This is a genomic window from Phytohabitans sp. LZ39 (assembly GCF_059359075.1).
Window position 1 is genome coordinate 12,748 of the sequence record NZ_JCADBM010000034.1, and the last position, 24,530, is coordinate 37,277.

Sequence of the window (24,530 nt, forward strand, 5' to 3'; positions counted from 1 at the left end):
GTGTCTTCATGACGTCCATCCCGCAGATCGCGAATACCGGGGGTTTCAGCGAGCGGTTCCTCAACGAACTCGTGGCGACCGCCCAGCGTTTTGATCATGAAGCGGTGGACCGCCTCGCGGGCCGGCTGGCGGAAACCCGTCGGGTCGCCGGCCGGGTGTTCATCGTCGGCCTCGGCGGTAGCGCGGCCAACGCGTCGCACGCGGCGTGTGATCTACGCGGCCTGGCGAACATCGAGGCGTACACACCGGCCGACAGCCCTGCCTCGCTGACCGCCGCGGCCAACGACTACGGGTGGCGGCAGGCATTCACACGCTGGTTGCTTGTCAGCCGCATCGGGGCACAGGATGTGCTTCTCGTCCTGTCGGTCGGCGGGGGCAGCGAAGACCCACCGGTGAGCGAAAACCTCATCGAGGCGGTAAAGCTGGGTCGCGCCGCGGGCGCCTTCACCGTCGGCATCGTCGGCCCGGATGGCGGTGAGACCGCCAGGTTGGCCGACCTCTGCGTGCGGATACCGATCGAGGACGCAGGTTTGCGCACCACACACACGGAGATCTTCCAAGCCGTGGTCTGGCACATGCTCGCCACCCATCCGCTCCTTCAACAGGTGGTGCCGCGTTGGGAGTCACTCCGGCCGTGACCAAGCCAGCCATGATCCTGTTCGACCGGGACGGCGTTCTCAACGAGCTGTGGCGTGAGCCCGACCTCGGACTTGTCGATTCACCATCCAATCGGGCCCAGGTGCGGCTGACAGCCGGCGCGGCCGAAGCGGTCCGCCGGGTGAACCAACGCGACATACCGTGTGCTGTCGTGTCCAACCAGCCGGGAGTGGCCAAAGGCAAGCTGAGCCGCGGTCAGCTCCATGCGGTTACCGCGGAGATCGCCACGCACCTCCGCGACAGCGGAGCGCGGCTGGACCGCTACTACTACTGCTTGCACCATCCCCAGTCGTTGGACCCGCGCCTACGTCATGACGAATGTCCGAACCGCAAACCGCGGCCTGGCCTGCTGTTGCGCGCGTGCCACGATTTCGGAGTCCGGCCGGCGGACTGTTGGTTTATCGGAGATACCCATGTCGACCTGCGCGCGGGCAGCGCCGCCGGATGCAGAACCGCCTGGATCGGCTCCGTGCGATGCGATGTGTGCCCGGTCCGCGCCGGGACCTCGCCGGACTTGGTAGCGCCTGACGTCCTTACCTGTGTGGAGCGGATTCTGACGGGAGTGGTAGATGCTGCTGATGCTGGATAGTGCCGACGAGGCACAAATCCGCTACTGGTGGGGGCAAGGCGTGCTCGACGGAGTCACCACGAACCCGTCCGTGGTCCGCCGGGACGTCGCCGGAAACGCCATCGACGCCATCACCAAACTAGCGGCAATGATCGCGCCTGGCGCCCTCCACGCCGAGGTCTCGGCTGCTGCCGGTCCCGTCCTGGTCGCGGAGGCGATCGAGCTGTCGCGGATCGCCGCCAACCTTGTGGTCAAGGTCCCCGTGCTCACCCCGGAGGGCAAACCGTTGCTGCGGGAAATCTCCGAGCTGGTCCGCACGGGCGTGTCCGTAAACTGCACCGCGTGCCTGTCGCTGCCGCAGGTCATGCTGGCCGCGAAGGCCGGCGCACAACACATCAGCGTGCTGGTCGGCCGCATCGACGACGAGAGCGGCCACGGCGCCGAGGTCGTCGCCGCCGCCCGTAGCTGGGTCGATGACTGGAAGATGCCGACCAGGCTTATCGCCGCGAGTGTCCGCGGCCCCGGTGACGTCATCCGTTGCATGCGGGCCGGTGCGCACGGCATCACCGTCTCACCGGCGGTGATGACCAAGCTGGTGGACCACAAGTACGCCCGGGTCACCGTCCAGCAGTTCCTCGACGACGCGGTAAGGAGCGGCTCGTGACCGTGCTGGAGAAACCACCGTACATATGGTTCAAGGATGCCGTGCGACCGTGGGAAGAGGCGACGGTCCACGTCTGGACGGAGGCCGTCGTTCGAGCGGCGAGCGTTTTCGAAGGCATGCGGGGCTACTGGAACGAGCAGGAGTCGCGCCACTACTTCCTACACATGCCCGACCACATGCGACGGTTGGCCGACTCGGCGCGCGTCGCGCGAATCCCGCGGATCGTCACGTTCGAGGAGTGTCTCGGGGCCTTGCACGACTTGCTCAGCGCGATGCCGTACCGCGAGGACGTCTACATCCGACCCACCCTGTTCCTGGAGGAGGGTCGCTACTCCGTGGGCGGATCCCCGGACGACTGCGGCTTCTTCGTCGCGATCTTCCCCTCCCCGCGCGAGAAGTCGATCACGAGTGGCCTCCGGTGCCAGATCTCCTCCTGGCAGCGCGCCGACGACGCCTCCGCACCGCCCCGGGTCAAGGCGGCGGCGAGCTACTACAACCTCCGGTTCGCCCGTATGGAGGCCACGTCGAATGGCTATGACGAAGCGATCCTGCTCAACCGGCAGGGCAAAGTGGCCGAGACGGGGGGAGCATCGGTGTTCCTCGTGCGCGACGGAAGGATCGTCACGCCGCACGTCGGCTCCTCCATTTTGGAGAGTATTACGCGGCGCAGCGCCATCGAGTTGCTGACCGCGGAGCTGGGTCTGCGCGTCGACGAGCGGGAGGTCGAGCGCAGTGAGCTGTACGTGGCGGATGAAGTATTTCTCACCGGCACCTTGTGCGAGATAACACCGGTCGTCGACGTCGACGGTCTCGAGATCGGTGATCGGAAACCGGGCCCGGTGACGCGCGAGTTGCAAGAGCGATACTACGCGGCGTGCCGGCAGGGTCAGGCGGACCGCCGCGGCTGGCTTACCGCGGGGCCGGTGCTGCCCGGCGAGGACGGCTCGCGCGGGAAGGAGGACGGACTGTGACGGCTGGCAAGGATTCGTCCCTCGGCGCGGTCCTGTTCGAGGCCCGCCACACCTTTTGGCGTATCGACGGTGACGAGCTCCTGGCAGGCCTGACGGCCGAAGGTTTGCCTGTCGCGGGCCTTGACGACAAGGACGTGTGCAAGGCATTGCTCGCGGCCGAAGACTTTGTCCCGCCACCCGGGTCTCCCGCGACGGCGTGGTGTGCGTTGCTCGGATTGCCGGCCAGCGCGGCACAGGCGTGTGCACGAGCGTTGTCCCGCGGCGATCGCCGAGCCGACCTGGACGCGGACGCACACGCGGTGGTCGCCCGCCTGCGATCCGCGGGCGTCCGGGTCGGCGCGGTGGTCCGGCAACTCGAACTTCTCGATGGGTTGCCGGCGATCGACGCGGTCGTGCGGGAAGACGAACACACCGACCCGACCAGCATGATCGGGCGGGCCCTCGATCTGCTCGGTGGCTCGGTGTCGGGATGCTGGTTCGTCGGCACGTCCATGCAGATGGCCCTGGCGGCCAAGGCCGCTGGGCTCGGCCGTGTCACTCTGCTCGACCGGTACGCCGCGCGCGCCACGTGGCCGGGCGTCGACGTCGTCGACCGGCTGCTCGCGATCGACGTGGTCGAGCCCCGGCAAGGGGACAGCCGACCCGCGCCCATCGACGTCAACGAGGCCGCGCGACTGGCCGAGGTCGCGGTGCGAGCGCTCAGCACGCTGTGGGATCCGGCGGCGCCGGGGATCTGCGCGCCGATGTGGCGGCGGACCGAACGACTCGCCCAAGCCATCCTCTCCGCGATCGTCGAAACCGCCAAAGGGGCATTCCTACCGACCCCACTCGAACCCGCGCTCGCCGCCCTGGCCGCGGCGCCGCTGGATCGTCGCTGCCGTCGCACGGTCAACGACGCGGTGCGCAACCTCCTGATGGTGCGACCACCGGCCGCTACCGCGCTACGGGGGCCGTTGACCACCTTCGACCGACGAAATCGCATCGACCAGTGGTACGGGGGCCGATACGACCCACATCGACAGGTGGCTCCGGTCACCCAGGACGAGATTCTCCGTGCGGCGAAGTCGCGGCGGCAGCCACCGCGCTCCGCGTGGCAGCTCACTGTCGTGATCGACTTCCGCGACGTCGCCGGGGGGCTCCGGTTGCGAAACACGATCGCCGCACTGGCCGCCCTCAACGACCAGACACTGGAACGGTCCGCGTACCACCTCGTCGCGGTCGAGCAGGACAGTCATCCTCGACACCGAGCCGTGATCGAGCCCATGGTCGACCGCTACGTGTTCGCGTCGCACGGCGGGCAGTACCAACGAGCGTGGGCCCACAACGTCGGTGCCGTCGCGACCGGCCGCGCCGAGCGATACCTGTGTTTCCTCGACGCCGACGTCTTGCTTCCCCGCACATTGTTGGAATCCGCCTGCGACTTCATGTCGGTAACCGGCTGTCGCGGGCTGCTTCCCCTGTCGAGCCTTCTCCACCTGGACGAACAGTCGAGCGAGCTGGCAATCCGGCGGCGGTTGCTGGACGATGATGCTCGCACTGACGAAGACGAATGCAATGGTTACCGTTTGATGACACATCGCGGCGGCTGCATCTTCGTGGAGACCGACCTGTTCTATGCTGTCGGGGGATTCGACGAGCGATATCAGGGCTGGGGTGACGAGGACAACGAGTTCTTCGACAGGGTCGAGGCGCATACAGAGGTGGCTCAATTTACTTTCGACCTCCCACACCTCTACCATCCGCGGGCCGTCATGGAAGACGACGGTCGACGGACCAACGACTGGCTACTGCGTCATGCCGAAGGGCGGTCGAGCACGTTCGGAGACGTCCACCGGCCGCCCAACACGGCTGATTCAGCGACGACGGCATGATGAGGCGTCATGGTGAATTCTGCGGTACTTGATATCAATGCGCTTGCCGAAGATGTGCGCCGTCGGGGGCAAGGGCGGCCCCGGATCCTGGTCGGAATCGACGGGCCGGGCGCCTCGGGCAAGAGCACTCTGGCGGCGGCATTCGCGGTGGCAATACCCGGGGCGGTAATCGTCCACGTCGACGACTTTTACCTGCCGAGTAAGGATCAGGGCAGCCGCGTCGGCGAGATCGCGTCGCACTTCGATTGGCCACGGTTGACGGAGCAGGTGATACGGCCGGCGAGCACCGGGGCGGCGGTGCGCTATCAGCGTTACGACTGGAACGAGGACGAGTTGGCAGAGTGGATCGAGGTGCCCGCCGGCCGCCCGATCATCATCGAAGGCGTCTACTGCCTGGAGGAGACGCTTCGGGATCGTTACACCTACACGATCTTCTGCCAAGCCGATCCGCGCACCCGATTGGGTCGCGGCTTGGAGCGAGATGGCGAAGAGGCCCGGTCGATGTGGGTGGACGAGTGGATGCCGGCCGAGGACGAGTACATCGCCACACAGCATCCGGCACACCACGCCGACCTCGTCGTCGACAGTTCCGTCGACGGTTACGGCGTCGATCAGTTCGTGGTAATACGGTGGGCGCGGGCCTGAAATCGGCCTCATATCGACGGGTCGCGCCGGCCTACGAGCGATTTGTGACAGCCAGGTACATCGGACTGAGCGAGGCAGGAAAACAGGTTCGTGTCGTTCACTATACGTTCAGCGGTTGCTGAGGACTTCGATTTTATGGCCGACATGCTGGTCGAGTCGGTAAACTGGCAGTCGGACCGCAATATGCCAAAGGACCAGGTGTTGGCCAACCCCGATTTTGCCAGATATGTGGAGGGGTGGATGCGGCCGACGGACCTGGGAGTGCTAGCCGTCGACGAGCGCGGTGCCCGGTTGGGTGCGGCGTGGCTGCGCTACTTCACCGCAGATCGACCGGGTTACGGCTATGTCGGTGACGATGTGCCCGAGTTGGGGATGGGAGTCGCCGGCGAACATCGACGAAAAGGCATCGGCCGTGCCATATTGCGGGCGCTTTTGGAGAGGGCTCGGCAGTCCGGGATCAAAAGAGTCTCGCTCAGCGTGGAGCGTGCCAATGTCGCCGCCCAACTGTACGCATCCGAAAGGTTCCAGACGGTGGAGTCCTTCGAGTATGCCGACACCATGGTCCTCAGCCTCGGTTCCGTGGAGGCACACGAGCCTTCTTCCTGAATCCCATAGACCTATCGCCACATCCCACGATGCCGACCCCGATTTTCGCCAATACGGAGGACGCGCGCGATGCTTATTCTCTCCTTCAAAGAAGGACACGACGGGACCATCGCCGCAATCGACAATGGCGCCCTACTATTTTCACTGGAGGCTGAGAAAGACTCCCGCCTCCGCTATTCCAGCCTTACCGCCGAAGTCTTCGCCCTTGCCGCGTCCAAGCTGCCCAGAGAGCCGGATGTCATCGCGCTCGGCGGATGGATCAAAGGGTATCAGGCGATGGATCCCAGTTCGCGCACCGGATACTACGGCGTCGGGCCGGCCTCGGTCTCGGACGAGGCGGGACGGTTCTTCGGCAAGCCGGTGCGGGTCTTCTCGTCGACGCACGAGCGGTCGCACATCATGGCCGCGTACGGCATGTCGTCCGTCGAGGCCGGGCAGCCTTGCTACTGCCTCGTTTGGGAAGGAAACATCGGTTCCTTCTACCGGATCGACGAAGAGGGACGGGTCAGTCATCTCCGCGAGGTCCTGACCTACCCCGGAAACAAGTACGGTTTCCTATTCGCACTCGCCGACCCGAAGTTTCCCGCGAGCCAAGAGTTCATGCGCCTCGAGGATGCCGGAAAGCAAATGGCGTTGGCCGGTTTTGCCGATGATCGCCAAAATGATCCCGGCGAACAGGCCGTCGTGGATTTCATCCTCGCGCAAACCGAGGTGATCACCGGCCGACTGAAGGCCGCGCTTCGAGAGTCGCCCCTTCACGACGTCGGACTACATAGCCCGGTCTACCGAAATGCCGCCGCTGGACTCTCCGACGCCATCTTCGAACGCTTCTACGACTACGCTCGCGAGAACCTGACCGAAGGGCTTCCGCTCCTGGTGTCCGGCGGCTGCGCACTAAACTGCGAATGGAACCGACGCTGGCGGGAATCCGGTCTATTCGCCGATGTTTTCGTACCTCCCTGCCCGAACGACAGTGGATCGGCGCTGGGGACGGCGATCGACGCTCAACACTTCTATGCGGGTTCTGCTTCCATCACGTGGAGTGTGTACGGCGGCTCCGAATTCGTCGACGATATCCCATTCGACAGTTCCAGGTACCTGACAAAGCCCTTCGACCCAGCCGAAGTCGCACGATTCCTGCTGGACGGAGGCATCATCGGGTGGGCCCGCGGGCGATGGGAGATCGGCCCGCGAGCGCTGGGAAACAGGTCTATCCTGGCCGCTCCGTTCAGCAACGAGACCACCCGCCGGCTAAATGCGATCAAGCAACGGGAAGACTACCGCCCCATCGCGCCGATCGTTCTGGAAGAGGACGCGGGCATGTGGTTCAGCGGTGCCTCGCCTGATCCCTACATGCTGTACTTCAGTACGGTCAAGTCGGACGCTCTACCGGCCGTTACCCACGTCGACGGCACAGCGCGCGTGCAAACCGTCACCTTCGAGGACAACCCCGCGATCTGCTCGCTCCTTGTCGCTTTCCGCGAGCTCACCGGATACAGCGTGCTGTGTAACACCTCCTTGAACTTCTCCGGCAAGGGCTTCATCAACCGGACCTCTGACCTGATCGCCTATGGCGAGGCTCGAGGGTTGGACGGCTATGTCGTGGGCGATTCTTTCGTCACCCCTCGCTGACCTTCGCGACGACGCGATGCCGGGCGTCGCCGGCCTGAGCCGTCCACGCGCACGGAGGCGCTCCCGCGATCGAGCCGGGGCGGGCCCGCGGCGACGGCGAAAGACCTCGGCTCTATGGTGGTCCGATGGCGTCGGTCAGGCAGTTCCAGGTCACTTTCGATTGCGCGGCACCCGAGCGTGTCGCCCGTTTCTGGTGTGAGGTGTTGGGGTACGTCGTGCCGCCGCCGCCGGACGGTTTCGCCACCTGGGACGACTTCGATCGCGCGTTGCCGGCTGAGAAGCAGGGCTCGGCGTTCGCGTGCGTCGATCCGTCGGGCGTCGGGCCGCGACTGTTCTTCCAGCGGGTTCCCGAAGGCAAGGTCGTCAAGAACCGGGTGCACCTCGACGTGCGGGTCGGCACCGGGCTGGTGGGCGAAGAGCGCCTGGCCGCGCTCGAGGCCGAGTGCGCACGGCTGCTCCCGCTCGGCGCGGTACGCGTGCGACTGCTGAAAGCCGACGGCGTCAACGAGTCGTGCCTCGTGATGCAGGACATCGAGGGCAACGAGTTCTGCCTCGACTGAGCGCCCGCGACACCACGGTCAGGCGGCGTGTGTCTGGCGGAGGAAGGTCAGCACGGCCGCCACGCGGCGGTGCACCGGCTCGTCCGCCAGGCCGAGCTTGCCGAAGATCGAGTTGACGTGTTTCTCGATCGTCGAGCTTGACAGGTGCAGCGCCTGTTCGATGCCGGCGTTGGTCTTGCCCTGGGCCATCTCGCGCAGGACGTCGAGCTCGCGCGGGGTCAGGGCGGCCAGTGCCGACGTCGTGGTGCGCGTGCGGCGGGCGACCAGGGCGTCCACCACCTGGGGGTCGATGACCGAGCCGCCGCGGGCCACCTCCCGGAGTGCGCGGATCAGCTCTTCCAGATCGCCGAGGCGGTCCTTGAGCAGGTACGCCAGCCCGGTGGTGCCGTCGCGGAGCAGGGCGAACGCGTAGCTCTCGTCGGTGTGCTGTGACAGCACGGCCACGCCGATGCCGGGGTGCTCGGCGCGGATGGCGTGCGCGGCCTCGATTCCCTCCATGTGGTGGCCGGGCGGCATGCGGATGTCCGTGAGGACGGCGTCGGGGGTGAGACGGCGTACCGCGTGGCGCAGCTGGTCGGCGTCACCCACCGCGGCGAGGACGTCGATCTCGCCGGAGTCCTCGAGCAGCCTGCGGGTGCCTTCGCGGACCAGGTAGTTGTCCTCGGCGATGACGACGCGCAGCGGGTCGCTCATGGGGTACCTCCGATGGGGATCTCGGCGCGCAGGCGGGTGCCGGCGCCGGCCCGGCCCTCGATGTGCATCGTGCCGTCGAGCGTCTCGATGCGGTCGCGCAGGTTGGTCAGGCCGCGGCCGGCGGTGACCGTGCCGGGAAAGCCGACGCCGTCGTCGTGTACGACGATCGCCAGGTGGCCGTCGGTGACGGTCAGCGCGATCCGTGCCGCGTCGGTGCGGGCGTGTTTCACGACGTTGGTCAAGGCCTCGCAGACGGTGAAGTAGGCGGCCGCCTCGACGGCGGCACCGAACCGGCGGTCGTACAGGGCGGGTTCGGCGTGTACGACGATGTCGAGGGGGAGCCGGTCGGCGCGGGCTTCGACGGCGGCCACGAGACCGCGGTCGGACAGCACCGGCGGGTGGATGCCGTGTGCCAGGTCGCGCAGGTCGGCGAGTAGCTCCCGGGCGTCGGCCTGTAGCTCGTCGAGTGCTTTGTCGGCGGAGCGTTCGCCACGGGCCAGCTGGTTGCGGACCAGGCGCAGCTTCGTGATCAGCGCGACGACATGCTGCTGGGCCCCGTCGTGCAGGTCCCGCTCGATGCGGCGGCGTTCGCTGTCCTGCGCGGCCACGATGCGGGCCCGCGACCGGGACAGCTCCTCCAGCCGCCGCGCGAGCTCGGCGGTCAGCCGCACGTTGGCGATCGCGGTGGCGGCCTGCCCTGCGAGTGTGGTCAGCAGCTGCACGTCGTCCGGGTCGTAGCCGCCGTCCTTGGCGCCGCACTCGATGCGCCCGACGCTCTCGCCGTTGCGCTCCAGCGGCACCTCCAGCGCGGTGCGGCCGTCGGGCTCGCCCGCGAGCGCGGCGGTGCCGGGCAGCGACACCCGTACCCAGCTCGCGGCGAGCCCGCGCCGCACGGTGGCGGCCAGCTCCGGTAGCAGCTCGCGCAGGTCGAGGGTCTGTTCCAGGCCGGCGCCGAACGCGGTGAGCAGCTGATAGCGGTTTACCCGGGGTCCGAACACCCAGCGGTCCGCCAGGGCGTCCAGGCGGCGCCGGACCGGCTGGAACGCCACCGCGGCGACGATGGTCAGCGCCACGGCGAGCTCGACCGGGATCCGGCTGCCCAACGTGAGGCCGGGCGCGGCGGCGAGGGCCGCGTAGGTCGCGGTGATGCCGAGGGACAGCACGCCGTAGACGAGGGAGCGGCGCACGACGAGGTCGATGTCGAAGAGGCGGTACCGCAGCACCGCGAACATGATCGCCACCGGGATGAACGCCAGCGCCAGGAACAACAGCACCGGCCCGACGCCGAACAACGGCTGCGGTACCAGCGCGGCCGCGGACAGCAGGGCCGCCAGCAGCAGCCAGCGAACCTGCCGGCGCAGCACCGCGTCGCCGGCCCGGTACCGGACCACCAGGCTGGCCAGCACCACCGCGTTGACGAGCACGTTCGCGATCTTGGCCACAAGCCACAGCGTGTCGAGGTCGTCATATCCGGGCACCACGAACCAGGCCCGCGCCAGCGGCGCCTTCAGCTGGGCACCCTCACCGCCGAGCGCGGCGACGAAGAACACGCTGCCGGCCACGACCAGCCAGACCACCGGCCGCCATCGCCGGCCGGGCAACGTGCCGTCCGGGAACAGCAGCAGCGCCAGCGGGACGCACAGGGAGATCCCCCACGGCCAGGCGTACGCGTAGACGGTCGCGAGGCCGCGCAGCACCACCTCCGGCCAGCCGTCGCGGACGCCGATGTCGACCCAGGGCACCGCGGCGGCGGTGGCCGTCTGCACGCACCCGGCGGACAGCACCAGCCACCCCACCGGGTTGCCCGGACGCTGCCACGCGATGAGCACACCGCTGACCGCGAACGACACGCCGATGACGGCCTGCGGGAGCACGAACACCCGGATCGCCTCGTCGAGGTCGTAGCCGGCGACGACCGCGCCCACCAGGGCCGCGACCGCGCACACCGCCGCCAGCCCGAACAGGCCGAAGGCGGCCACCGTCCGCCGAACCCGACTCGCCACCCATGGATCGTGCCCCGGAGCCGTCGCGCCGGTCCAGGAGGTGCTCCGCGGTCCCACCCCGAGGCTGGCCACGGGGTCGGCACTGTGTCCCCGCCACGTTCCGGGCGAACCCCTGCTGTTCCTACGGTCGGCTCAATCACCGACTGAGTGGAGAGAAGCCATGGACATCACGAGGCTCGGCCGCGCGGCCACGTCCACCCTGATCGCCGGCGCGTTGCTGCACCTGGCCGTGGGCGTCGCCCAGTTCGTCAATCCCGTGGACCCGGAGCACCCCGGCCTGGCGTTCACGATCGCGACAACCACCTCGCACCTGCTGGTCCTCACCGGAGTACTCGCGCTCGCCGCGTCCGGTGCCGCCGGCTCCGGCCGGCTGCCCCGGATCGGCCTGCCGCTCGCCGGCCTGGGCTGGGCGCTGATCGCGGCGGCGGAGCTGACGGTCGGGGTGGACTTCACGGTCGCCAAGGCTATGTTCGGCGCCGGCGACCCGCTGATCGGCCTGGGCATGACCCTGACCGGCGTCGAGGTCCTGCGCACCGGCCGCTGGCACGGCTGGCGCCGCTTCGCGCCACTGGCCTGCGGCCTGTACCCGTTCGCCGTGGAGCTGCCCGCCTTCGCGGTCTTCGGCATGCCGAACACGCCCGCGATCACCGGCATCGGCCTGGTCTGGCTCACCCTGGGAGTCGCGCTGCGGCTGGAGGTTCCGGCGGAGTCGCCGGCTCGGCCGCGCGCGGCCGCGACCCGCGGAACGACGGGTGCCGACTACCGATGACCTGATCGGCCCGCGGCCGGTTGGCGGCGGCGCGTCAGCAGGTAGCCGGCGTAGGCGGCGACCGCGACCGCCGCCAACACCGCGGGCGGCCCGACGACCGCGCGGGCGCCGCCGCGCGAGGCCATCGCGGTCCCGAAGGACTGGTCGGACAGCAGCGACCAGCGCGACCGCCAGGACAGGGCCGATCCGGTCGAGAGCGCGGAGCCGACGGACAGGATCGACCCGGCGGAGCCGATGCTGCCAACGGAGGCGATCGAGCCGACACTGCCGATCGACAGCATCGAACCGTGTGAGCCGATCGACAGCACCGAATCGGTGGACCACAGCGACAGGCGCGAGGAGCCGGTGGAGGTCATGAGCAGATTGTGGACCCCGCCGAGGTGGCGCCGCATTGGTATCCTCCCGCGCGTGATCATCTTCGGCTTGTCCGTCTTCTACTTCATGGGTCTGATCGGCAAGGGCCGCTTCGCCTGCCCCAACTGCGGTGGCGACCGCGACTACGAGCACCGCACCGCCCGGCGCTTCTTCACCCTGTTCTTCGTGCCGGTGATCCCGCTCGACAAGGTCGGCGAGGTCGTGCGGTGCCAGACCTGCCGGGTCCGCTTCGACCCCGCCGTGCTGGCCGCGCCCACCAGCGCCCAGCTCGCCAGCGCGCTCCCGGCCGGGATGCGGGCCGCCGCCGCGGTCATCCTGCGCGCCGGCGGCACCTCCGAGGCCGCCGTCGGCGCCGCGCTCGCCGCCGTGCGTTCGGCCGGCGCCGAGGGGTACGACGTGGCGCACCTCCAGGCCGACGTCAGCCGGCCCGCCGAGGCGGTCGTCGAGCCGCTGCGCGCCCTGGCCGCGCACCTGACCCTGGACGCGCGCGAACGCTACCTCGCGGAGGCGGCCCGGATCGGCGTCGCCGACGGCGCGCTCAACCCCGCCGAGCGGGAGGCGCTCGGCTGGCTCGCCAGCACCCTCGGCCTCACGCCCGCCCACGCGCTCGGCGTCATCACCACCGTGGAGCAGTCCGCCCGGCTCGGTTGAGCCATCCCGCACCGGGTAACCGACGGGGACGGCACAACCGAACCCGCCGGGAGGGTAACGATGTCACGGTACGGGGACGAGGTCGCCGCGCTGGCCGCGCCGCTCGGCGGCCCCGACGACCTCGACGTACTGCTCGACCGGGTCGGCACGGCCCGCGTCGTGATGCTGGGCGAGGCCAGCCACGGCACGCACGAGTACTACCACTGGCGCGCCCAGCTCACCCAGCGACTGATCGAGGAAGCCGCGTTCTCGTTCGTCGCGGTGGAGGGCGACTGGCCCGACTGCGACCGCGTCAACCGCAGCGTCCGCCTCGAAGCGGGCGCGCCGGAGGACCCGCGGGCGGCGCTCGCCACGTTCGAGCGGTGGCCGACCTGGATGTGGGCCAACGACGAGGTCGCCGACTTCTGCCAGTGGCTGCGCTGGCACAACGCGCAGGCCGACCCAGAGGTGCGCGCCGGCTTCCATGGCCTCGACGTGTACTCGCTGTGGGAGTCGCTCCGCGAGATCCTCGTCTACCTGCGCGAGCACGATCCCGGGCAGGTGCCCGCCGCGCTCGCCGCGTACCAGTGCTTCGAGCCGTACGCGGAGGACGCCCAGCTGTACGCGCTGGCCACCCGCTTCGTCGCGGCCGGGTGCGAGAACGAGGTGGTCGACCTGCTCGTGCGGCTGCGGTCGCGGGCACAGGAGGGCGGTGGCCCTTCGGCATCGGCCTCGGCGGCCGCGGAACGCTTCGGCGCGTGGCAGAACGCCGAGGTGGTCGCCGGCGCCGAACGCTACTACCGCGCCATGGTCCGCGGCGGCCGCGACTCCTGGAACGTGCGCGACCGCCACATGGACGCCACCCTCGCCCGCCTGCTCGACCACTACGGCCCGGAGTCGAAGGCCGTGGTGTGGGCGCACAACTCGCACGTCGGCGACGCCCGCGCCACCGACATGGGCGGCCGCGGCGAGGTGAACATCGGCCAGCTGGCCCGCGAACGCCACGGCGCGGACGGCGTCGTCCTGGTCGGCTTCGGCAGCCACCACGGCACGGTCGTCGCCGGCGACGGGTGGGGCGCGCCGATGGAGGAGATGGTCGTGCCGCCGGCCCGCGAGGCCGCGCTGGAAGGCGTGCTGCACGCGGCGGCGCCGGCCCGCGCGGTCTTCGTCTTCTCCCGCGACGACCGCCCCGACCTGCTCACCGACGCTCTCGACCACCGCGCGATCGGCGTGGTCTACCACCCGGAACGCGACCGGTGGAACAACTACGTGCCCACCGTCCTCGGCGACCGCTACGACGCGTTCTGCTGGTTCGACGAAAGCCGCGCGGTGGCCCCGATGCCGGTGCCGGCTTCGCCGGTCTTCGAACCCGAGACCTACCCGACCGGCGTCTGAAGTCCTTTGACCGTCGGGGTCACGCGGGCCAGCCAGCGTCAGGCGGCCAGCAGCACCACGTCGCCGGGGCGCCGCACCGGTGCCTGCGGCTGCGGGCGCGGCATGGGCGCGACCCGCGTGACGAGATGGAGCCGCACCTCGGTCAGGAAGTCGGCGAGGTCGAACCCGAGCGCCTCGCAGACCGCCGCCAGCACCTCGGAGCTGGCCTCCTTGCGACCCCGCTCCACTTCGGACAGATAGGGCAGGGACACGCGGGCCGCGCGGGCCACGTCGGCGAGCGTGCGCCGCTGCGCGATCCGCCGGCGCCGCAGCACGTCACCCACGAGCGTGCGCAACAACGGCTGGTCGCGGTGCCCGCCCGGTCCGATGTACGCCACGTCCGACATCCGCTCACCATACGTGCGGGGCTGAACCGCCGAGCGCCGATTTCGCGCTCAGCGTAGGCGACGCGTCCCGTCCGGATGCTCGGGAATGATCGCACCATGTCCCACTCCCGGTCCGGCGGTGACGCAACCTCTGGCGAAACGGTCCTCGTGGTGGGCGCGGGCATCGTCGGCGCCTCGGTGGCCTACCACGCCGCCCGGGCCGGTGCCGCCGTGACCCTGGTCGACGCCGGGCGGCCGGGTGCCGGCGTCACGGCGGGCTCGTTCGCCTGGATCGGAGCGTCCGGCGTCCGCACCGGTCCGGCCGCCGCGGCGCGGGCGACCGCGACCCGGGAGTACCGCCGGCTCGAGGCCGAACTCCCCGGACTCCCGGTCACCTGGTCCGGCTCGCTGTCCTGGGGTGCGGCGGACCGCGCGCCGGAGCCCGGGCCCGGGCAGGAGATCGTGGACGCGGCCGCCGCGGCGGCGCTCGAGCCCGCCCTGCGGCAGCCCCTGCCGTGGGCGGTCTGGGCACCCGGCGACGGCGCCGCCGACCCGGTGGGCGTGACCGAGCGGCTCGTCGCGGGTGCCCGCGCCCATGGCGCCCGGGTCCATCCGGACACCCCGGTCACCGCGGTCCGCCGGGACGCGGCGGGTCGGGTCGTCGGGGTCGAGACGGCCGCCGGGCCTCTCTCCGGCGCGACGGTGGTGCTCGCGGCCGGGGTGGCCACGGCCGCGCTGGGCGCCCCGCTCGGCGTGCACATCCCGGTCGACCCGTCGCCGGCGACGCTCTTCCGGCTTCGCGCCCCGGCCGGTCTGGTCCGCACCGTGGTCAACACACCGGACTTCGATCTCCGGCAGGTCGCCCCGGACCGGCTGCTCGCCGCCGCGGACTCGCCCGAAAGGACTCTCGCCGCCGTCCGTTCCACCTTCCGCGGCACCGCGGACGTCGAGCTGCTCGGCACCCGGGTCGGCCTACGCCCCATGCCGGCCGACGGCGAGCCGATCGTCGGCCCGGTCGCCGAGGTGCCCGGCCTCTACGTGGCGGTGCTGCATTCCGCGGTCACGCTCGCCCCGGCCGTCGGCCGCCTTGTCGCGCGGGAGCTGGTCGACGGCACCGTCGAGCCGCTGCTGGCGGGCTGCCGCCTCGACCGCTTCTGAGCGGGGCCGACCTGGCTGGGTCGACGGCCAGCGCGCCAGTGCGGTGGCGGCCTTCGGCCGCCGCTCACCCGGGCCGGCGAAGCCGGCCAACGTCGTGGGCCACCGCGCTAGCGGGCCCGGCCCTCGCGGAGCATGGCGACCGACTTCGCCACCCGGGCGGCCCGGGTGTCGGCCTTCTTCGCCGACGTGACCTGCGTGACGTGCCACATCTGCTTGCTGTGCGTGAGCGTGTCCCAGAACGCCTTGGCCGCCGTGTCACCGGCCAAAGCCGCGGCCAGGTCGTCCGGCACCTCCGCCTCGCGCGGCGCGGTGTCGAGCTCCACGTCCACGTCGAGTACCTCGCCGGCCCGTACCCCGGCGGCCGCGCGGCGCTCGCCACTGACGCCGAGCAGGAAGCGGCCGCCCATGCGGGCGATGGACGTGCGGAAGCGGTACCCGTTGACCGTCACGGCCACCTTGGGATGCCTTCCGCCGCCGAGCGACTCGACCAGTTCCTCCGGCACCTCGAAACCGGCGGTCGTGGCGCCGGTGGCCTCCAGCTCCGCGCGAAACCTCATGACGGTCCTCCCGATCGGCGTTTGCGTCCACCGGCTCAGACGGGCCGGCCCGCGAAAACTCATCGCCCGCCGAGCATTGTGCTCGCCGGCCGGCGAGGGCACCGCGCCGGTGAGGCCGGCTGGTAACGTCGCCGGGTGGCACGATTCCGCAGCCCGCAGGTCATCCTGTTCAGCGGGGACCTGCCCCGCGCCGCCGCCTTCTACGAGGGCCTGGGGTTCACCGAGACGTTCCGGACGCCACGCGAGGGCGAGCCGATCCACATCGACCTCGCCCTCGACGGATACCGGATCGGCCTCGCCTCGGTCGCGTCCACACGGGACGACCACGGCCTCGACCCGGTCGCGCACGGCCAGCGCGCGGCGGTCGTCCTGTGGACCGACGACGTGGCGGCGGCCTACACGACCCTCACCGACGGCGGGACGCCCGGCCTCACGGGCCCGCACGAGTGGCTGGGCCGGCTGCTGATCGCCTGGGTCACCGACCCGGACGGCCATCCCGTCCAGCTCGTCCAGACACTGTAGACGGACGCGTGGCCGCTGCTCCCGGCCTCACCCCGTCCGCCGCTGGTCCGGCGGCGGTAGGCGCGGCCTCCTCGGCGGTGCTCGCGCTGGCGACCGTGGTCTTCGTGGTCCGGCGGTCGCGGCCGAGCTGACCGCGGTGGCGAGGGCGTGAGCGTCAAGCCGGGCGGGGTGCTCGCGAAGGAATCCGCCGTCAACGGAGCCGGCGGTCGGCGTCGGTCAGCCAGGCGGCGACGAGCGCCTCGCTGGCGGCCCAGAGCGCGGCCCGCCGATCGGCGCGCCGGGCCCGGTCGGGGATGCGGATACGTCGCATCCCCGGTCCGACGAAGGCGCCACCGAAGCCGGCCGCGTCGGGGTCGGCGGCCAGGCGGGCGGGGACCGTCGCTGCCTTCGCCGGCGGCGCGCCGAACCGGCGTTGCAGCGCGGCGGCCACGGCCCGCAGCGGGCGGGACGGGCCGTGCGCGTTGGCGAACACATCGGTCGCGACGAGCCCGGGGTAGACGCACGTCACGGCGATCCGGGTCGCCTCTACCCGCTCGGCGAGCTCCACGGCGAGGAGGTCGTTGGCGAACTGGCTGCGCCCGGACACCCGCAGGCCGCGCCCGCCGTGCCGCAGCTGGAGGTCGGCGAGGTCGAGGGTGTCGCGGTAGCGGCCGGCGTTGGCGACCAGCACCACCCGTCCCGACGGCGACCCGGTGAGCGGCGGTAGCAGCCGGCGGGCCAGCAGGTAGCGGGACAGGTAGTTGAGCGCCAGGGTGCGCTCCAGGCCCTCGGCGGTCCACTCGGCCACAGTGGACAGTACGCCGGCGCACAGCACCAGCGCGTCCAACCGGTCGGTGTGACCGGTCACCTCATGGGCGACCCTGGCAGTGTCGCTCATCAGGGCGAGGTCCGCCCGGATGAACGTGTGACCGGTCCCCACCAGGCCGCCCAGCACCGCCCGACCCCGCTCCGCGTCCCGCCCGACGATGAGCACCCGGTGCTCCCGCCGGGCCAGCTCCGCCGCGACCGCGGCGCCTATCCCACCCGTGCCGCCGGTCACGACGGCGGTTCGTCTGTCTCTCACGAGGTCGACGCTAGGGCGGCCAAGCGAGACACTCTATGGGTGAGCGTCCGGCAAACCACAGTGTCCGTCTCGCACGACCTGCTGAGCAGCGTACTGCGGGAGGCACGGTTCGAAAGCGCCGCGTACCGGTGGCTGGAGCTCGGCGCGCCGTTCCGCGTCCGTTTCGACCACCCCGACCTGCGCGGCGTGCACCTCGTCACGCGCGGCGCCTGCGACCTGGTGTTCGACGACGGCACGACCGAGCGCGTGGAGCCGGGCGACCTGGTGATCCTGCCCCGCGGCGACGCCCACGAGATCCGCTCGCCCGGCGCCGCCTCCGCCTCCGCGACCTCCGGCTTCGCGCTCGCCATGCGTACCGCCGGAAACCGGCTGCGCGCCGGTGGGCCCACAGTGGACACCGAGGTGGTGTGCGGCGCGTTCCTCGTCGGGGAGGCCGACCACCCCGCGCTGTCCGGGCTGCCCCGCACGATCCGGCTGCCCGGAGCCGGAGGCCGCCCCGCCGCGTGGCTGGCCCCGCTGATCGAGGCGCTGACCGCCGAGGCGGCCGACGGCGGCCCGGGCAGCGACCTGGTGATGGCCCGGCTCTCCGACGCCATGCTGGTGCGGGCGCTGCGCCACCACAGCGCGGCCGTCGACCGGCCGGGCTGGCTCGCCGGACTCGCCGACCCGTACGTGGCCGCCGCCCTCGCCGCCCTGCACGCCGACCCCGCCCACCCGTGGACCCTCGCCGGTCTGGCTCGCACGGCGGGGCTGTCCCGGGCCGCGTTCGCGGCGCGGTTCACCGGCCGGGTGGGTGAGCCGGCCATGCGCTACCTACAGGCGCTGCGGCTGCGCCGGGCCCGCGCCCTGCTCGGCGACCAGCGGGTCACGGTGGCGGCGGTGGCGGCCCAGGTGGGCTACACCTCCGATGTGGCCTTCGCCGCCGCGTTCAAGCGCGAGTTCGGGGTGTCACCCGGCGCGTACCGCCGCTCCGGTGTCCGCTGAGGCCGTCGCGGTCCAGTAGATCGCCCGGCCCACCTGCGCGAAGAGGCCCTTCGGGTGGGCCCGGAAGAGCGGCTCGGTGCCGAAGAGGACCGCCGCCGTGCCGCGCGGCCCGACACCGGACACCACCGCCGCCTGCCCGGCCGCCTCCGCAGGGCCACCGGTGCCGTCGTCGGGGTCGGCGATCCAGTGGCCGGCGACGAGCGGCGTCGCGGCGTACCGCTGGTCGACGGTCACACCCGCGCCCAGGTCGGTGAACCACAGCGGCGCGTACACGAACGAGTGCGGCAGCGCTCCCGCGCCGACCGGGCCGGGTCCATTGCGGACGGAGACCACGCCGTTGGCGTCCGTGCGGCCGGCGACCGCGCGCGCCGGGAGCACACCGGCGTCGGAGTTGAACCTAGCGCCGGTCGCCCCGCGGGTGACGACGCCGCCCCGGGCGAGCAGCGCGTCCACTTGGGACTTCGCCGCGGCGTTGAGGGCCTGATAGGACAGTCCGGAGGAGACGACGAGAGTGTCCACCTCGGACAAGTCGTAGCCGGCGTTGAGTGCCGCCGTGGATACCGGCCGCACGTCGAAGCCCAACTGGCGGAGCACGAACAGCTCGTCGGCGGATACCGCGACCGCCAGCACCGGCTTGGTCAGCACCCGGCCACCGGCGTGCGGCCGGGCGGCGGTGAAGCGCACACCCAGCCGGTCGGCGAGGCCGGCCGCGGTACGCCGCGCGGCGGCCGGTACCAGGATCGTGCCGTCGTCCTGGCGGCGGAGCCGGACGCCCGCGTCGAGCAGCGCGTTGACGGCCTGGACGTCCTTGCCGTCGGTGACGGTGAGCGCCAGGTCGCGTCCGGGCGGGGCGAGCACGCCACCGGTCGGACCGGCCACGGCGACCGGCGAGGTCGGCACGCGCGGCGCCGCCCACCGGCTGGTGTGGACGGTGGCACCCCAGAGCAGGCCGTGGCTCCAGCCGGAGATGTCGTACATCTGCGGCACCAGCGCGGAGATGTCGCGCCCGGCCTCGAGGATCGCGTTGGCGAGGCCGCGCTTGGGCTGGCGCATGTCGACCACATAGGACCCAGCCGGATGCCACGTGCCGGCCAGCGCGAACGGTGCCTTCGCCCGCCGCACCCGCACGTCGTGCGCGACGAGCAGGTCGACGAGGCGGGCGGCGGCGGCCGGCGAGCGCTGGCCGGACCCGGCCGGGATCACGTACGCGCGCGGGAACTCGGTCGTGTACCGGTCTTCCGGCCCGAAGCCCGGCACGTACCCGTCCGGGATGTGCCGCTGCGGCTCGCCCGCCCAGCCGCGGCGGAAGAGCTCGATCTGGTCGGCGACAAGCGCCGCGCGGTGGGTGTCCGCGTACCCGATGGCGGCCCGGATCGTCGCCGCCGCCACGTCGGTGTTGACGGCTGAGCGGCGGCGCAGCTCCTCGACCGGCAGGCCGTCGTACGCGCCCCGGTTGACCTGGAGCGGCACCTCGACGGTGTGGCCGACCGCGCCGTGGTAGATGGCGTACATCGGGGTGAAGATGGGCGGCCAGTCGTCCCAGTCGCCGGGGGCGTAGTCGCGGAACGGGATGTCCGCCCGCGCCGTCTCCGGGTGACCGAGCGCGGCGATCGCGGCCTCCATGCCGAGCGCGTTCGGGTAGGCGTGCCGGATGTAGAGGTCGTAGTCGTAGTTCTGCCCGTGCGGCGCGGTGCTCGGCTCGATGAGCGTCGTGCCGGTGTAGCCGTGCTCGTCGAGCATCAGCACCGGCTGGGTCGCGATCACCACGTCGCGCACCGCCCGCGACTCCGGCTGGCTGGACGTGACGTGGTCGCGGTTGACGTCGAAGCCGGCGCCGTTGACCCGGGTGCCGGCCACCCGCCCGTCGGGGTTGTTGGTGACCGTGAAGTACAGCCGGGTACGCTCCAGCAGCCGCCGCGTCGCGGGGTCCGTGGCGGTCGCGAGCTGGCCGATCACGCGGAGCGCGCCGTCGGTGCCCTCCCACTCGTCGCCGTGGATGTTTCCGTTGAACCACACCGGCGTCTTGTATCCGGCCCGCAGCCCCCGGTCGCGCGCCGCCGCCCGCGGGTCGTCCTCGATGAGCCGCCGCCACCGGTCCTGCCGCCGCGTCTGGCTCGCGTGCTCCGGTGCGGTCACTGTGACGAGGTAGAGGTCACGGCCCAATGTGGACTGACCCACCACCTCGACCGAGACCCGGTCGCTGCGGGCCTGGAGGTCGTTGAGCAGGGGGGCGATCCCGTGGTACGGCACGAGGCCGAGCTTGACGGCCCGGTCGGTGGGATCCACCGGGTACACCCGGAGCCTTGTCTGCCGCGGGTAGCCGGCCGTCTTCGTGGGCTGGTTGTGCCCCTGTGCGCGGGCGTCGGCCGCCGCCGCCACGAGGGGGTCGGTGGCGGCGACCTCGTGGCGCTCGGGCCCGTTGCCCGGCTCGCGGGTGGCGCGCTCGCCGGGCGCCGGCGGACCGTGCGGAGCGGCGGCGGCCGGGGTCGCCGGCAGCGCGACGGCGAGGGAGAGGAGGGCGGCGAGGACACGCGGGGTTCGGGGCACAGCGGCACCTCCAAGGTGGACGTGTGAACGATCGTTCCGACCCCATCGACGCCGGTCAACAGCCAGTACATTGCGATTCGCCTACGGCACGGCGCGGCTACTCAGGGTGCGCGTTCTTCGCGGCATCGGTCCGCCGAACGGCCGACTCTTCTGGTACCGCAGGATGATCTTTGTGCCTGGCCAGGGGGTGTGTCGGGCGGATATCGCCGGCCAAACCAGACATTCCCTCCGCACGGCCCGAGTGCAGCTCACGTTGAGGTTGAGGGTTCGGGGTGGCGTACGCACCATCGGTACCGCTAGCGTCCCCGCGTCTCACCTTTCGTTTTCCTTAACACCTCTCCCACGGGAGTCATTTGATGAACGTTCGTACCCGCGCCCTGGCCTTCGCCGGCGCCGCGGCCGTCGGCCTCGTGGCCACGGGCGCCTTCGCCGCGCCGGCGCTCGCAGCGGGCCCGACCGACCTCGCGCTCACCCTGAGTGGCACCACGCTGGCCGCGACCACGTCGGGCAAGGTGGCCACCGCGACCGTCACCAACAAGGGTGCCGAGACCGCGGACGAGGTCGTCATCACCTTCGACCTGAGCGGGCTCGACACGAGTGTCGTCGAGGTGCCGCTGCCGGACGCCGACGCGTGCGAGCAGACCGGCTCCAAGATCGCTTGTGGCGTGATCCCGGTCAAGCCGGGCGAAAACCTCGACCTGGTGTTCGCCCTGGTGCGCAAGGGCGACGGCACCCCGGGCAAGCTGACCGCGACGGTGTCGCACGGCGCCGACGACGCGGTCTCCACCAACGACAGCGCCACCGCGACGGTGACCGTCAGCGAGAGCACCGGCCCGGACCTCACCACGGTCGCGCCGGACGTGCCGCTGAACGAAGAGGGCCTGACCGGCACCGTGGCGCCGGGCGAGGAGACCGAGCTCTTCTACTACGTGATCAACTTCGGCGACGAGGCGGTGCAGGGCCTCAAGGTCAAGCTCAACCTCCCCGAGCACGTCACGTTCGTGGAGAAGCGGAAGGACTGCGAGTACGCGGCGGACAACCGCAGCGCCGTCTGCACCTTCGACGTCGGGCTGATCCCGGCCGACGAGGACACCGGTGAGGGCGCGCCGTACTCGGCGATCCAGATCGACGTCCACGTCCTCAAGGTCGCCGACGACGCGCCCGCCCCGGCGGTGCTCGACGGTGGCGTGGTGAGCGCCGAGGGCATCAAGACCGTCGAGACGCCCGAGGTGGCCCGCCTGGCGAGCGCCGCCCTGCCCGAGGGTGTCAAGGGCGTGTCGGCCAAGGACATCGACGAGAGCGACAACACCGACGAGTTCTCCGTGCACCTGGCGAAGGCCGGCGGCGGCGGTGGCGGCGGCGAGCTGCCCGTCACCGGCGTGCAGGCCGGCCTGATCGGCGGCGTCGGCCTGGTCGTCGTGGCCGGCGGCGGCGCGATGCTGCTCATGTCCCGCCGGCGGCGCGTCGTGCTCGCCGTCCCGGACGACGAGAAGCCGACCGCCTGAACCAGCGGATCGCGAAGGGCCCGGCGCCGGTGGCGCCGGGCCCTTTCGCTGCCCGTCCGCGGCCGCTTCGCCGGTCGGTGAAGGGTGCGGTGCCCGTCGGGCCTTTGCGGTTGGCCCTCCGTGGCCGCTTCGCCGGTCCGCGACGGGGCCTGGTGCCGGTGGCTTTCGCTGTCGGCGGTTTCAGCAGACGCCACCGAAGCGCGTGACGGCGGCGGTGAGGTCGACATGTGAGGCGCCGTCGGGCCAGGCCACGACACTGCTGCACGCGGCGAAGTCACCCGGGTACGACGTGCTGCCGCCGAAACCGGCCGCGCACCCCGCCAGCCCGGGAATCGGGCCCCAGTTGACGCCGCCGGAGATGTAGACCGCGTTGACCCAGCCCCACACCCCGTTGTCGCTCAGCGTGTACGCCCACCAGTTGTTGGCCGCGCTGCCGTAGTGGACCCCCGCCGGGAACGTGCGCTGGCACACGAACCAGCTCGTGCCCTGGTACAGCACGCCGGTCGTGTTGTCGGCGACCGAGTAGGTGCTCGAGGTGGTCCAGCGGTTCCACAGGTGCACCGACGAGCGGTACATGTAGCAGTTGTAGGTGGCGTACCCCGCGTGGTTGGACGTCGGCGAGCACCCGGCCGCCTGGGCAGGCGCCGCGGCTATCCCCACCGCTCCGGCGACGACAGCGGCACCCAGCGCGGCCCGCAGGACAAGACTTTTCCACACCCGCATGGCGATTCCCCCGTCAAAATCGTTCGGCCCGGCGTGCGACCGCACCGTCGCGTACCGGATGGGAATTTGTCAATGGGCCTGCGCTTTTCAGCGGGCCTTCAGCCGCGGTGGGCGAGGATGGGGACGATGCGGGTGTTGGTCGTCGAGGACGAGCCGCGGCTCGCCGATGGTCTGCGGGCCGGGCTGGTCGCGGACGGCGAAACCGCCTGGCACGACTCCGCCGGCGGAGTCGACGGCTGAACAGACGGAAGCCGGCTCTCCTGGGCCACAATCAGCCCGGGACAGCCGGCTCGCCGAACGCTTACCGGACGCGGCGCCACCACGGCCGGCGGGCGCGGGCCTTGGCCCGCTGGCGGCGGAACACCACGACGGTGCCCAGGGCGGCCACGACCCCGCCGGCCGCGGCGGCGACCCGGCCGGGGCGGCGCCGTACCGTCTCGGTCACCTCGCCGGCCTTCTCGCCGGCTTTCTCGGTCGCGGCGTGCGCGGTGTCCCGCACCCGTTCCTTGGCGTCGGCGGCCGCCCCCTTGGCGCGGGACTTGACGTCCGCCTTGTCCGCGAGCGCCTCGACGGTGTCGCCCAGGTCCTCACGGGTGTGCGCGATGTCGGCGCGGATGGCGTCGGTGTCACCGGGCGGCGGTGCCGGTGTGGGTTCGGTGCTCTTCTTGGTGGTCATCGTTGGGCCCTCCCTCGTACCTCTTCGATGTCGGCCTGTACGCTCTGGACCGCTTCCCGCGGCACCGGCGGCACACCCTGAGCGACCTGGCGGCGGCCGATGACCGCCAGCACGCCGGCGACGGCGAAGAGGGCCGCGGCCACGATCAGCGCGGAGAGCCAGGCGGGCATCGCCTCGGCGAGGCCGAGCACGATGGCCGCGAGCAGCGCCGCCACGCCGTACAGCGCGACGACCCCGCCGCCGCCGAGCAGCCCGGCGCCGGTGCCCACCCGCTTGCCCTTCTCCACCATCTCCGCGCGGGCCAGGGCGAGCTCGTCGCGGACCAGGCGAGTGATCTGGTCGGCCGCCTGGCGGACCAGTTCGCCGGTACCCGCATCGGACATGATCGGTC

The 24,530-nt window shown here is 71.3% G+C and carries 26 protein-coding genes and 1 pseudogene; 17 read left to right on the forward strand and 10 right to left on the reverse strand.

The window, feature by feature from the left end; genetic code table 11:
• The first annotated feature begins 8 nt into the window (after positions 1-8).
• From AC5L36_RS41430 to AC5L36_RS41470, 9 genes are all read left to right on the forward strand, one after another.
• Positions 9-638 (forward strand): SIS domain-containing protein, encoded by a 630-nt coding sequence (locus AC5L36_RS41430; protein ID WP_441216827.1) that lies wholly within the window; start codon positions 9-11, stop codon positions 636-638.
• A gap of 11 nt (positions 639-649) precedes the next feature.
• On the forward strand, positions 650-1,246 hold the full coding sequence (locus AC5L36_RS41435; RefSeq protein WP_441216826.1) for a D-glycero-alpha-D-manno-heptose-1,7-bisphosphate 7-phosphatase: 597 nt from the start codon (positions 650-652) through the stop codon (positions 1,244-1,246).
• Positions 1,227-1,889: a transaldolase family protein gene (locus AC5L36_RS41440; RefSeq protein ID WP_441216825.1), complete on the forward strand. Its 663-nt coding sequence runs from the start codon at positions 1,227-1,229 to the stop codon at positions 1,887-1,889. The genes AC5L36_RS41435 and AC5L36_RS41440 overlap by 20 nt, the downstream gene beginning before the upstream one ends.
• Positions 1,886-2,860, forward strand: coding sequence for a branched-chain amino acid transaminase (locus tag AC5L36_RS41445; protein WP_441216824.1), 975 nt, complete (start codon positions 1,886-1,888; stop codon positions 2,858-2,860). The genes AC5L36_RS41440 and AC5L36_RS41445 overlap by 4 nt, the downstream gene beginning before the upstream one ends.
• A complete protein-coding gene (locus tag AC5L36_RS41450; RefSeq protein WP_441216823.1) occupies positions 2,857-4,731 on the forward strand; it encodes a galactosyltransferase-related protein in 1,875 nt (624 codons plus the stop codon). Before AC5L36_RS41445 ends, AC5L36_RS41450 begins: the two co-directional genes overlap by 4 nt.
• Positions 4,732-4,740: 9 nt before the next feature.
• A complete protein-coding gene (locus AC5L36_RS41455; RefSeq protein WP_441216822.1) occupies positions 4,741-5,376 on the forward strand; it encodes a uridine kinase family protein in 636 nt (211 codons plus the stop codon).
• Between the two features lie 90 nt (positions 5,377-5,466).
• Positions 5,467-5,982, forward strand: a complete 516-nt coding sequence (locus AC5L36_RS41460) for a GNAT family N-acetyltransferase (RefSeq protein ID WP_441216821.1) — start codon at positions 5,467-5,469, stop codon at positions 5,980-5,982.
• Between the two features lie 69 nt (positions 5,983-6,051).
• Entirely contained in the window at positions 6,052-7,614 is a 1,563-nt protein-coding gene (locus AC5L36_RS41465) for a carbamoyltransferase C-terminal domain-containing protein (RefSeq protein WP_441216820.1), read from the forward strand.
• Between the two features lie 125 nt (positions 7,615-7,739).
• Positions 7,740-8,174 carry a VOC family protein gene (locus tag AC5L36_RS41470; RefSeq protein ID WP_441216819.1) on the forward strand — a complete coding sequence of 145 codons (435 nt, stop codon included), beginning with the start codon at positions 7,740-7,742 and terminating at the stop codon, positions 8,172-8,174.
• Positions 8,175-8,192: 18 nt separating this feature from the next.
• Here AC5L36_RS41470 and AC5L36_RS41475 read toward each other — a convergent pair whose 3' ends face one another.
• Positions 8,193-8,867 (reverse strand): response regulator transcription factor, encoded by a 675-nt coding sequence (locus AC5L36_RS41475; RefSeq protein ID WP_441216818.1) that lies wholly within the window; start codon positions 8,865-8,867, stop codon positions 8,193-8,195.
• Positions 8,864-10,870, reverse strand: coding sequence for a GAF domain-containing sensor histidine kinase (locus AC5L36_RS41480; protein ID WP_441216817.1), 2,007 nt, complete (start codon positions 10,868-10,870; stop codon positions 8,864-8,866). The genes AC5L36_RS41475 and AC5L36_RS41480 overlap by 4 nt, the downstream gene beginning before the upstream one ends.
• A gap of 160 nt (positions 10,871-11,030) precedes the next feature.
• Between AC5L36_RS41480 and AC5L36_RS41485 the strand changes: the two genes are divergently transcribed.
• On the forward strand, positions 11,031-11,639 hold the full coding sequence (locus AC5L36_RS41485; protein ID WP_441216816.1) for a hypothetical protein: 609 nt from the start codon (positions 11,031-11,033) through the stop codon (positions 11,637-11,639).
• Here the strand turns inward: AC5L36_RS41485 and AC5L36_RS41490 are convergent.
• Complete coding sequence (locus tag AC5L36_RS41490; protein WP_441216815.1) at positions 11,630-11,995, reverse strand: hypothetical protein; 366 nt, start codon at positions 11,993-11,995, stop codon at positions 11,630-11,632. The two genes, AC5L36_RS41485 and AC5L36_RS41490, sit on opposite strands and share 10 nt — an antisense overlap.
• Before the next feature lie 52 nt (positions 11,996-12,047).
• On the opposite strand from AC5L36_RS41490, the gene AC5L36_RS41495 reads away from it, so the two are divergent.
• Positions 12,048-12,665, forward strand: a complete 618-nt coding sequence (locus AC5L36_RS41495; protein WP_441216814.1) for a zinc-ribbon domain-containing protein — start codon at positions 12,048-12,050, stop codon at positions 12,663-12,665.
• 60 nt (positions 12,666-12,725) lie between these two features.
• On the forward strand, positions 12,726-14,039 hold the full coding sequence (locus tag AC5L36_RS41500; RefSeq protein WP_441216813.1) for an erythromycin esterase family protein: 1,314 nt from the start codon (positions 12,726-12,728) through the stop codon (positions 14,037-14,039).
• Between the two features lie 101 nt (positions 14,040-14,140).
• On the opposite strand, the pseudogene AC5L36_RS41505 reads toward AC5L36_RS41500, so the two are convergent.
• Positions 14,141-14,425 (reverse strand): annotated as a pseudogene (locus AC5L36_RS41505) (helix-turn-helix domain-containing protein); the annotation flags it as partial.
• A 96-nt stretch (positions 14,426-14,521) separates the two neighbouring features.
• Between AC5L36_RS41505 and AC5L36_RS41510 the strand changes: the two are divergent.
• Positions 14,522-15,562 (forward strand): NAD(P)/FAD-dependent oxidoreductase, encoded by a 1,041-nt coding sequence (locus tag AC5L36_RS41510; protein ID WP_441216812.1) that lies wholly within the window; start codon positions 14,522-14,524, stop codon positions 15,560-15,562.
• Positions 15,563-15,669: 107 nt separating this feature from the next.
• On the opposite strand, the gene AC5L36_RS41515 is transcribed toward AC5L36_RS41510, so the two are convergent.
• A complete protein-coding gene (locus AC5L36_RS41515; protein WP_441216811.1) occupies positions 15,670-16,119 on the reverse strand; it encodes a YdeI/OmpD-associated family protein in 450 nt (149 codons plus the stop codon).
• Positions 16,120-16,254: 135 nt separating this feature from the next.
• On the opposite strand from AC5L36_RS41515, the gene AC5L36_RS41520 reads away from it, so the two are divergent.
• Both AC5L36_RS41520 and AC5L36_RS41525 read left to right on the forward strand, forming a co-directional pair.
• Positions 16,255-16,641: a VOC family protein gene (locus AC5L36_RS41520; protein WP_441216810.1), complete on the forward strand. Its 387-nt coding sequence runs from the start codon at positions 16,255-16,257 to the stop codon at positions 16,639-16,641.
• Between the two features lie 8 nt (positions 16,642-16,649).
• Entirely contained in the window at positions 16,650-16,772 is a 123-nt protein-coding gene (locus AC5L36_RS41525) for a hypothetical protein (RefSeq protein ID WP_441216809.1), read from the forward strand.
• 59 nt (positions 16,773-16,831) lie between these two features.
• Here the strand turns inward: AC5L36_RS41525 and AC5L36_RS41530 are convergent, their stop codons facing one another.
• Positions 16,832-17,704 (reverse strand): SDR family NAD(P)-dependent oxidoreductase, encoded by an 873-nt coding sequence (locus tag AC5L36_RS41530; RefSeq protein ID WP_441216808.1) that lies wholly within the window; start codon positions 17,702-17,704, stop codon positions 16,832-16,834.
• 39 nt (positions 17,705-17,743) lie between these two features.
• Here AC5L36_RS41530 and AC5L36_RS41535 point away from each other — a divergent pair, with 39 nt between their 5' ends.
• Positions 17,744-18,688, forward strand: a complete 945-nt coding sequence (locus AC5L36_RS41535; RefSeq protein ID WP_441216807.1) for an AraC family transcriptional regulator — start codon at positions 17,744-17,746, stop codon at positions 18,686-18,688.
• Here the strand turns inward: AC5L36_RS41535 and AC5L36_RS41540 are convergent.
• Entirely contained in the window at positions 18,653-21,235 is a 2,583-nt protein-coding gene (locus AC5L36_RS41540; protein WP_441216806.1) for a M14 family zinc carboxypeptidase, read from the reverse strand. The two genes, AC5L36_RS41535 and AC5L36_RS41540, sit on opposite strands and share 36 nt — an antisense overlap.
• Positions 21,236-21,591: 356 nt before the next feature.
• Between AC5L36_RS41540 and AC5L36_RS41545 the strand changes: the two genes are divergently transcribed.
• Entirely contained in the window at positions 21,592-22,740 is a 1,149-nt protein-coding gene (locus tag AC5L36_RS41545) for a COG1361 family protein (RefSeq protein WP_441216805.1), read from the forward strand.
• Between the two features lie 180 nt (positions 22,741-22,920).
• Here AC5L36_RS41545 and AC5L36_RS41550 read toward each other — a convergent pair whose 3' ends face one another.
• The 3 genes from AC5L36_RS41550 to AC5L36_RS41560 all read right to left on the reverse strand — a co-directional run bounded on the left by AC5L36_RS41550 (position 22,921) and on the right by AC5L36_RS41560 (position 24,522).
• Complete coding sequence (locus tag AC5L36_RS41550) at positions 22,921-23,463, reverse strand: hypothetical protein (protein ID WP_441216804.1); 543 nt, start codon at positions 23,461-23,463, stop codon at positions 22,921-22,923.
• A gap of 301 nt (positions 23,464-23,764) precedes the next feature.
• Complete coding sequence (locus tag AC5L36_RS41555) at positions 23,765-24,139, reverse strand: DUF3618 domain-containing protein (protein WP_441216803.1); 375 nt, start codon at positions 24,137-24,139, stop codon at positions 23,765-23,767.
• Entirely contained in the window at positions 24,136-24,522 is a 387-nt protein-coding gene (locus AC5L36_RS41560; RefSeq protein ID WP_441216802.1) for a phage holin family protein, read from the reverse strand. The genes AC5L36_RS41555 and AC5L36_RS41560 overlap by 4 nt, the downstream gene beginning before the upstream one ends.
• Between the last annotated feature and the right edge of the window lie 8 nt (positions 24,523-24,530).

Bases quoted from the DNA above. Each gene is read 5' to 3' on its own strand.
- AC5L36_RS41430 (WP_441216827.1), top strand. From the start codon at position 9: ATGACGTCCATCCCGCAGATCGCGAATACCGGGGGTTTCAGCGAGCGG.
- AC5L36_RS41435 (WP_441216826.1), top strand. From the start codon at position 650: ATGATCCTGTTCGACCGGGACGGCGTTCTCAACGAGCTGTGGCGTGAG.
- AC5L36_RS41440 (WP_441216825.1), top strand. From the start codon at position 1,227: ATGCTGCTGATGCTGGATAGTGCCGACGAGGCACAAATCCGCTACTGG.
- AC5L36_RS41455 (WP_441216822.1), top strand. From the start codon at position 4,741: ATGGTGAATTCTGCGGTACTTGATATCAATGCGCTTGCCGAAGATGTG.
- AC5L36_RS41465 (WP_441216820.1), top strand. From the start codon at position 6,052: ATGCTTATTCTCTCCTTCAAAGAAGGACACGACGGGACCATCGCCGCA.
- AC5L36_RS41470 (WP_441216819.1), top strand. From the start codon at position 7,740: ATGGCGTCGGTCAGGCAGTTCCAGGTCACTTTCGATTGCGCGGCACCC.
- AC5L36_RS41475 (WP_441216818.1), bottom strand. From the start codon at position 8,867: ATGAGCGACCCGCTGCGCGTCGTCATCGCCGAGGACAACTACCTGGTC.
- AC5L36_RS41485 (WP_441216816.1), top strand. From the start codon at position 11,031: ATGGACATCACGAGGCTCGGCCGCGCGGCCACGTCCACCCTGATCGCC.
- AC5L36_RS41490 (WP_441216815.1), bottom strand. From the start codon at position 11,995: ATGACCTCCACCGGCTCCTCGCGCCTGTCGCTGTGGTCCACCGATTCG.
- AC5L36_RS41500 (WP_441216813.1), top strand. From the start codon at position 12,726: ATGTCACGGTACGGGGACGAGGTCGCCGCGCTGGCCGCGCCGCTCGGC.
- AC5L36_RS41510 (WP_441216812.1), top strand. From the start codon at position 14,522: ATGTCCCACTCCCGGTCCGGCGGTGACGCAACCTCTGGCGAAACGGTC.
- AC5L36_RS41515 (WP_441216811.1), bottom strand. From the start codon at position 16,119: ATGAGGTTTCGCGCGGAGCTGGAGGCCACCGGCGCCACGACCGCCGGT.
- AC5L36_RS41545 (WP_441216805.1), top strand. From the start codon at position 21,592: ATGAACGTTCGTACCCGCGCCCTGGCCTTCGCCGGCGCCGCGGCCGTC.
- AC5L36_RS41550 (WP_441216804.1), bottom strand. From the start codon at position 23,463: ATGCGGGTGTGGAAAAGTCTTGTCCTGCGGGCCGCGCTGGGTGCCGCT.
- AC5L36_RS41555 (WP_441216803.1), bottom strand. From the start codon at position 24,139: ATGACCACCAAGAAGAGCACCGAACCCACACCGGCACCGCCGCCCGGT.
- AC5L36_RS41560 (WP_441216802.1), bottom strand. From the start codon at position 24,522: ATGTCCGATGCGGGTACCGGCGAACTGGTCCGCCAGGCGGCCGACCAG.